The organism is Microcystis sp. M165S2, from assembly GCF_020245885.1.
GTDB lineage: Bacteria > Cyanobacteriota > Cyanobacteriia > Cyanobacteriales > Microcystaceae > Microcystis.
Map to the genome: position 1 here is coordinate 1 of NZ_JADBTZ010000325.1, position 7,048 is coordinate 7,048.

The 7,048-nt window shown below is 44.8% G+C and carries 7 protein-coding genes; 1 reads left to right on the forward strand and 6 read right to left on the reverse strand.

The features are described 5' to 3' along the window. Positions 1-349: 349 nt before the first annotated feature. The 5 genes from IM479_RS16120 to IM479_RS16140 all read right to left on the reverse strand — a co-directional run bounded on the left by IM479_RS16120 (position 350) and on the right by IM479_RS16140 (position 5,409). Positions 350-2,704, reverse strand: coding sequence for a GH116 family glycosyl hydrolase (locus IM479_RS16120; RefSeq protein ID WP_287687522.1), 2,355 nt, complete (start codon positions 2,702-2,704; stop codon positions 350-352). Between the two features lie 131 nt (positions 2,705-2,835). Then, the gene (locus tag IM479_RS16125) at positions 2,836-3,279 is read right to left on the reverse strand and encodes a DUF3531 family protein (protein WP_079206944.1); all 444 of its coding nucleotides are present in this window, start codon (positions 3,277-3,279) and stop codon (positions 2,836-2,838) included. A 320-nt stretch (positions 3,280-3,599) separates the two neighbouring features. Next, positions 3,600-4,181 carry a CPBP family intramembrane glutamic endopeptidase gene (locus tag IM479_RS16130; protein ID WP_286824554.1) on the reverse strand — a complete coding sequence of 194 codons (582 nt, stop codon included), beginning with the start codon at positions 4,179-4,181 and terminating at the stop codon, positions 3,600-3,602. Continuing rightward, positions 4,178-5,236: a DUF3326 domain-containing protein gene (locus IM479_RS16135; RefSeq protein ID WP_287687523.1), complete on the reverse strand. Its 1,059-nt coding sequence runs from the start codon at positions 5,234-5,236 to the stop codon at positions 4,178-4,180. Before IM479_RS16135 ends, IM479_RS16130 begins: the two co-directional genes overlap by 4 nt. Continuing rightward, entirely contained in the window at positions 5,233-5,409 is a 177-nt protein-coding gene (locus tag IM479_RS16140; RefSeq protein ID WP_002734354.1) for a DUF8621 family protein, read from the reverse strand. The genes IM479_RS16135 and IM479_RS16140 overlap by 4 nt, the downstream gene beginning before the upstream one ends. Before the next feature lie 204 nt (positions 5,410-5,613). On the opposite strand from IM479_RS16140, the gene IM479_RS16145 reads away from it, so the two are divergent. Then, complete coding sequence (locus tag IM479_RS16145; RefSeq protein ID WP_287687525.1) at positions 5,614-6,168, forward strand: Uma2 family endonuclease; 555 nt, start codon at positions 5,614-5,616, stop codon at positions 6,166-6,168. A 77-nt stretch (positions 6,169-6,245) separates the two neighbouring features. Here IM479_RS16145 and IM479_RS16150 read toward each other — a convergent pair whose 3' ends face one another. Further along, positions 6,246-7,016 carry a DUF4351 domain-containing protein gene (locus IM479_RS16150; protein WP_287687526.1) on the reverse strand — a complete coding sequence of 257 codons (771 nt, stop codon included), beginning with the start codon at positions 7,014-7,016 and terminating at the stop codon, positions 6,246-6,248. Positions 7,017-7,048: the final 32 nt, after the last annotated feature.

A 7,048-nucleotide genomic window follows, 5' to 3' on the forward strand; every position in this document is an offset into this window, starting at 1 on the left:
AATTATTCCTCCCATCGAGATATATTCTGAATTGTCAGTTATAACTATTATAATCTCATTTCTCTTTGTGATCAAGTTGAAGATTTTCTAGTTGTTGACATCTATAAGTATTAATACTCATTGCATAAGTGAGATGCTCCCACGGTAAACTTAGATAACGAAGGCAGGAGGAGAGGGCAGGAGGCAGTTTTTGTAACGGGGATTTATGCCCCGCTCCCAAAACTTTTCGCCTTAAGGCGAGGTTTTCGACCCGATTTTTTCGATAAAAGTGATGTTAAGTAAGTGTTTGTAATTAAATATAACAATTTAGCCATTGACGAGAACTGGCTCGCTCCAAAGCTCCGAAAATTTATCCCTGAAATTCCGTCAAAACCCCATAGATGGCCCAGATAGCCATGGCGCGTAAATAATGACAGGCGCGGAAAGTTCCCACCGATGTAATCGCTTCTGGAGTGCGAAATTGTAAGCCATTTTCATAGACTTGTTTCACCACCGCTTCTGTAATTTGCCATCCTTGCTTTTCCATTCCCATTTGCATCAAAAAAGCCACCAACCCAAAATTAATTCCTACCCAAACTTCTAAGGGATGAGTTGCCTCGGGATTTTCGGGAGTACCATCGGGTTTTAACCCATTTGCCGCCCCAAATTTTCCCCCATGAAACTTGAGAAAACAAGCCTGATAAATCTTACTTAAAGCTGATTGCGTGTATTGATTTTCTACCACATCCGGTAAAGCCAATAAACGGGCATAAAATTGACCGCATAATTGGTCAGTCATCACCACATCAGAACCACTACCACTATCTAAATTATAATATTCTCCATTCCAGAGAGTCTGATGATAAATAGCGCGAGATTGTTGTAACCAACTGGCAAAAATTGCCGTATCTTCCCCAAGAATTGCACCAACTTTAATCGCCGCTTCTAGCGCCGCTATCCACAAACCACCGCAATAGGCACTAATTCCCTGTAAACGCCAATCATCAAAGGTTTGGTCTGGCGCGCCAGAATTTTCGGGGATGCCATCGTTATCAAGGTCAAAAGTTTTTAAATATTGCAAAGTTAGGACGATAGACGGCCAACATTCTCGCAGAAAATCCTCATCTTTTGAACCGGTTAATAAATAATCCCGATAGACTAATAAAACAAAATCACTGCCTAAATCTTTCCAGAGATTACAATCTTGATAACTGGTGTAATTACTCTTTTGCCAAGGGTGTTCATTGGGCGCGCCTAAATCGTGGGGAGTGGCATTTTTGGCCTTACGAATGGCACTAGCTTGGTTATAACCGATAATCCGAGGAGTGTCGTCGTGGGTGGGAATTGCCCTGGCAAAAGCTTCCATCACAGCCTTTTCTAAGCGCGGCCATAACATCAATAACCCAAAGGAACCATAGAGACGCACATCGAGACTTTCATACCAACGATAATCAATACATTCTAACACTCCGAATTGACCGATCGCATCCTGTTCCGTGGCTGCCGTCCAGAGAGTGCCGCCGTCCGTTAACAGGTATAATTCATTAAATAAAGCCATTTTAAACCAATCGGCCAGATCGGTGCGTTCTAGGATCGGTTTTTGCCAGTTAATAATATTTTCTCGCCATGTATCGCCGTGTTTTAAAGCCGTGCGTACCATCGCCCAAGCATTTTGACCATTGCGACCGAAAAAGTCCGTATAACGACGATAATAGTTAATTCCTTGAGCAAATTCGGTGACTGGTAAATCCCAAGCTAAAATAAAAGGAATTTTGCGAGTTTTCCCCGGACGAATGCTAAAACGAATCGCCATGGCCGTGGCCGTTTCTTCCCCTTTTTGGGCGGGGGTTTCGTCCTCAATATCCGGTAAAGAGCCATTCATGGCGAAATAGTCCCAAACTTCGCCCCCATCGCCCGCAGGGTTCCATTTACCCAGATAAAATACCTCTAGACTCGGATTAGTAATACTAGCAATCGCCATCTGTCCATCCCCTTCCCCGGGGTTTTCGTAATCCCGACGCATTAGACAGCCAACGCGGAAATTATCGACAATCCATTGATTATAATTACCCTCACTTTCCCCCCATTTTGATTGATATTCATAGACGGGACTACCATCATCTCTCACCTTAACCACTGGGGATTTAATCGCGTTAGTAAACCAACCGATTGTATTTTGCCAAGTCAGCATAATACTAATAGTAATCGGTTTATCGGTGGGATTATGAGCCGTCCATTCAAATAGGGCAATAGGATAACTACTTTCTTGATAATTATGCGCCCAAACCGGTGAGAATTGTTCGCAAATTAATTGAGTCTGAAAAACATCTTTGTACTCGTACCAACTGCGGGGATAAAGGGACCCATAGGTTCCCTTTTCGGCTGGATACCACGACCAGCGCGATAATGTTCCATCCATCGGGCTTTCCGTCGCCATAGCGTAGGCTTGGGCGCTTCCGTCTTCTGTTTGTTCAAAAATGCTAAATTGACAGGCTGCAAGGCTATTAAAACTGTGTTCACCGCCGTCCAGATGCCAGAGGTTAAAGTCACCTTTGGGGGAACGTCCGATGCAACCGGCCCCAAATCCTCCCAGGGGCATCCCATGCCAAGGACCATCATCTAAATTGCTGGCATAGCGGACGCTGTAGGGTTTTTCCCAACCTTTGCCCAGAGGACGTTTCCAAGCAGCGGCGGGAATTTCTGGAAGGGAGATGAGATTAAGCATAGATGTTTTTAACTGGGGTGTGGGGTGTGGGGAGATGGGAAAATAAATAAAAATAATCTCCTGATTACTGATTACTGATTACTGATTACTGACTTCTGACTCCACCAAGAAACTTTTTCAGTAAACCCTAATTATTCGCTAAAGAGATAATTGCTGCGATCGCTAATTGGCCAATCTTGATTTTCTCCACCGATAATTAAACGTTTAATATCGACAAAATCCTTACTTAATTGGGTCAAGGCATTGATTAAAATATCTAAAGCAATAAGATCGCTAGTACCAAGGTCAAACCAACAACGTCCCCAAGTACCTAAGTATTCAAAATCGGTCATATTGTGCATCGGTGACATAAAGGCATTTTCGGCCATATCTGGATCGTATTCCATATAACTAATATCGACTCCCACCTCCTGTACCTGTAGGTTTTCCGCATTGAAAGCCCCTAATTTACCCAAATAAAACCAAGAGGCAAAAACTTCTTCTACATATTGCTGTTCCATATTCGAGGGAACCGTCGAAAATTCCAGCCAAAACCAGACATCAAAAGGATTAAATTCGCGAAATTGTACTTCCATATTTTTTATAGGAGACAGGAGTAGGGAGTAGTCACTGATTACTGATTACTGATTACTGATAACTTCCCCACTGATAACTGATTACTGATTACTGATTACTGATCACTGATTACTGATTACTGATTACTGATCACTGATTACTGATCACTGATTACTGATTACTGATCACTGATTACTGATTACTGATTACTGATCACTGATTACTGATCACTGATTACTGATTACTGATTACTGATCACTGATTACTGATTACTGATTACTGATTACTGATCACTGATAACTTCCCCACTGATAACTGATAACTGATAACTGATAACTGATTACTGATTACTCTGCTGTAATTTCCAGAGAAAACTAGCGAGGAGATTGGTGATAATATGAGCGAGGATCGGGATTAATAAATTACCGGTGATGATGACGGTATAACCGAGGGCAAAACCGACAACAGTTGCCCAGATAACATAGGGCCATTGTTGGGAACCGCTAAAATGGAGGATACCAAAAATCAGACTAGAAACGGTTAAACCAAAGATATTTAAGCCCAAAGCCGGCAAAATCACCCCGCGAAATAATAATTCTTCACTTAACCCCGGCAGTAATCCAATCCAAATTAAATCGGGCCAAGCTAAAGGTTTAATGACTAATTCTAAGTAAGCGTTAGCACTATGGCGATAACTAGACCAAAAACGATATAGAAGCCCACTAATTCCACTAATTGCCCCCGCTAAGGCTAATCCGAACAGGAAATCCGGGAGAGTCAAGCGAATGGCGGGAATAGCGATCGCACCGAAATATTGCCAAACTTTGGCGACTACCAGCAAGATAATCGCCGTTACCGCCATAATGGTGAGGACTTGTGTGCGTGTCAGGGGATCAAATTCGGAATTAGGGGAATTAGTCACGGATTCTCGGATAAACAGCGTAAAGAGTTTAAATTAGGGCGAAGAGATGCTAGGCTAACCCCGGCCCGTTGACAAACGATCGCACCGATCGCCTCTGTATATGAGTGTACCCTAATTGCTTTCACCCCTAGAGGTTCCGGGGCCACCTTCATTCTTGTACTATTTTCCTGTACGGCAATCAGTACAGTTTTTTCTTGACAAAAACCCAAAACTGTGCTAGAGCCGCAGGCACTGGCGGGAACGATCAGCGCGTCCACCTCCCGGCTCCAAATAGCATCGGGACTGGGCTGCTTGACCAATTGGGGGGCGCGACTTAAACCCACCAAAACGCAGGGTAAAAAAGTATAACCGATTTCTTCGGCTGCGGCCTTGGGGGAAAGTTGCGGATCGAGGGGCAGCGGACTTAAAGCGGGAGCGTGGGCTGCCGGTATTTGGAATTGTCGGACTACTAGATGGGAAATCACCGCTTCGGCCCCAGCAAGGGGATCCACCCCCTGACCATGGCGATAATTAGCCAGGGCAATGCTATCGGGATCGTCGGGAAAACGGGCAACAATGGCGATCGCTTCTGCCTGGCCCTGGTTAATCAGTTTTTCTGCCCCCCGCAGCAAGCTGTCGGGATTGCCAATTGTTCCCCAACTGGCCCCAGAGGCTGCCTCTCGCAACTGCACATTTAAGGGGGCATCGGTGATAACGTAATCGGTGAGATCTAAGCCTAGGGTAGCCCGGACAGCATCGGCAGCCTGAAGGTGTCTTTGCAAGAGGTCAAATTCAATGGCGCGATCGAATAGTAACCCGATGCGATTTTGATGGACGGGACTTAACCCCCAATCCCCCCGGGCAAAACGATCTAAAGCGTAACCCTCCACATAATAGGTGTTGGCTAGAGGCCAGTACAGTTGTGCGCCGTTGAGGACATTGGGATGGGTAATTAGGCGATCGCAAACTTGGGCGATCGCTTTGGCCACGGGAATGCCATCCCCAGCATAACCGCCAATCGCTGCCCCGATGCCGGTGGGAATAATTAGTACGGCGGTATAGGGACGAGAATTCACGAGGCAGTGGTGACAATCGCTTCGACTTTTACCTGATTATTCTCGGTATCCACTTCTGTTATTGCCCAACGCAAGGGTTCACCGCGTTTGGCTAATTCTTTTTCGATTTCTTGCTGCAGTTGTTGCGGGGTTTCCTGTAGGTCGATTTCGGCACTAATAAAGTGAGTGGTCATGGGAATAGTCCAGGATAGTTATCCCCTCAGTTTATCAAGATTTTGCCCTCTTGCGCTGGTTTATCGGCTCTCTGGGTCAGGAACCACAAAGACACGAAGAACACAAAGATAGATCGCTATGTAAGTTAAACTGATCACACAAAGAATAAGAGAGCCAAAGCCATTCTCGTACTATGATTAATACTAGGCTTTCCCCTAGAGATTATGATCGCAGTTCCCAACTACATCAGTCCCCAAGAATATCTCGCTATCGAGCGCCAGAGTCAGATCCGTCATGAATACCGACGTGGTTTGGTTTATGCGATGGCCGGCGGTACGGATAATCACGATCGCATTGCCCTTAATCTACTCGCTCTGGTTAACCTGCATTTCGGCGACTCTACAGACTGTCGGTTTTACTCGGGTAATGTCAAGGTTAACTATCAAGATCAGTTTTATTACTATCCCGATGCTTTTGTTACCTGCGATCCTCGCGATCGCCAAGATCGTTATCTGAAACGCTATCCGAAACTGATCGCGGAAGTGCTTTCCCCCAGTACGGCCGCTTTTGACAAGGGCGAAAAATTCCAAGATTATCAACAGATAGAAACGTTAGAAGAATATGTATTAATTTCCCAAGAAATCCAGCGCGTGGAATGCCGTCGTCGTAATTCTCTGGGGACATGGGAAACGACTATTTACGAGACAGGCGATCGGGTGATCCTGCAAAGTATTAACCTAGAGTTAGCGATCGCCGATCTCTACCGCGGAATAGATTAAAGTGTGAACTACTCTCAAGGTGGTTGAGAGCTTCCTGCTTCAGTGGGAATGGATAGACCGCATTTAGTTTATTCGTACTAACTTGCTCGGCAATTTTCCAGCCATTGTTCTAAATCCTGTAGTGACTGAAAATCTAACAAAGCTTCTCCCAAGTTTTCTAACTGTTCTAGGTCAAGACTGCGGATATTGGGCAATAATTCGGGAGAAATGTCCCCTATCCGCCGATTTAATTGACGTAAAACTAGGTTAGCTTCTCCTTCTTGTCGTCCCTCTTGTAAACCCTCAGACCAGATTTCTTGATAGATAACTGATTCTTTCATGATGTCTTTCCTCAATAATCGTTGAATGATGTCTTTCTCTAATACTAACCCGGCTAGAATAGCGGTAGATGCAGCCAGATTACTTTGTTCTCGACTATCGCTGATTTGCTCGATTTCTTGGGCAATTTGCCGCAGTAAGTTTTCTTGTTTCTCAGCTTGAGCGAGTATGGCAAAAGGAAACAGTCCGGGGGCCTTTAATAAGGGTTCCGAGGGTTGTTCCCAGAGTCTAATCACTTCAAATTGATGAGAGGTTTTCCCTTGTTTATAATCATTTTGTCGGACTGTGGGGGAGTCACTTTTCCTCAGATAAATAACCACTTGATGGATAGGTTTGCGGGGATAGCGTCGATAGAGTCTGGTGGCATAATCTAGCATTCTATAGGGAATATCTTCTTTAGGGTCGGTTTGGAACTCGATATTTGACACTCCCCGCTCTAAAGAGACGGGGATTCTTGGTTCACAGAGATTACTTGCGAAAGACAGAATTGCTTCTGAAAAAGTAGAGGTATTCTCTCCCCAAGCGTTTATTGGATCTAGCCCAAAGGTTCCGGTATGCCCTA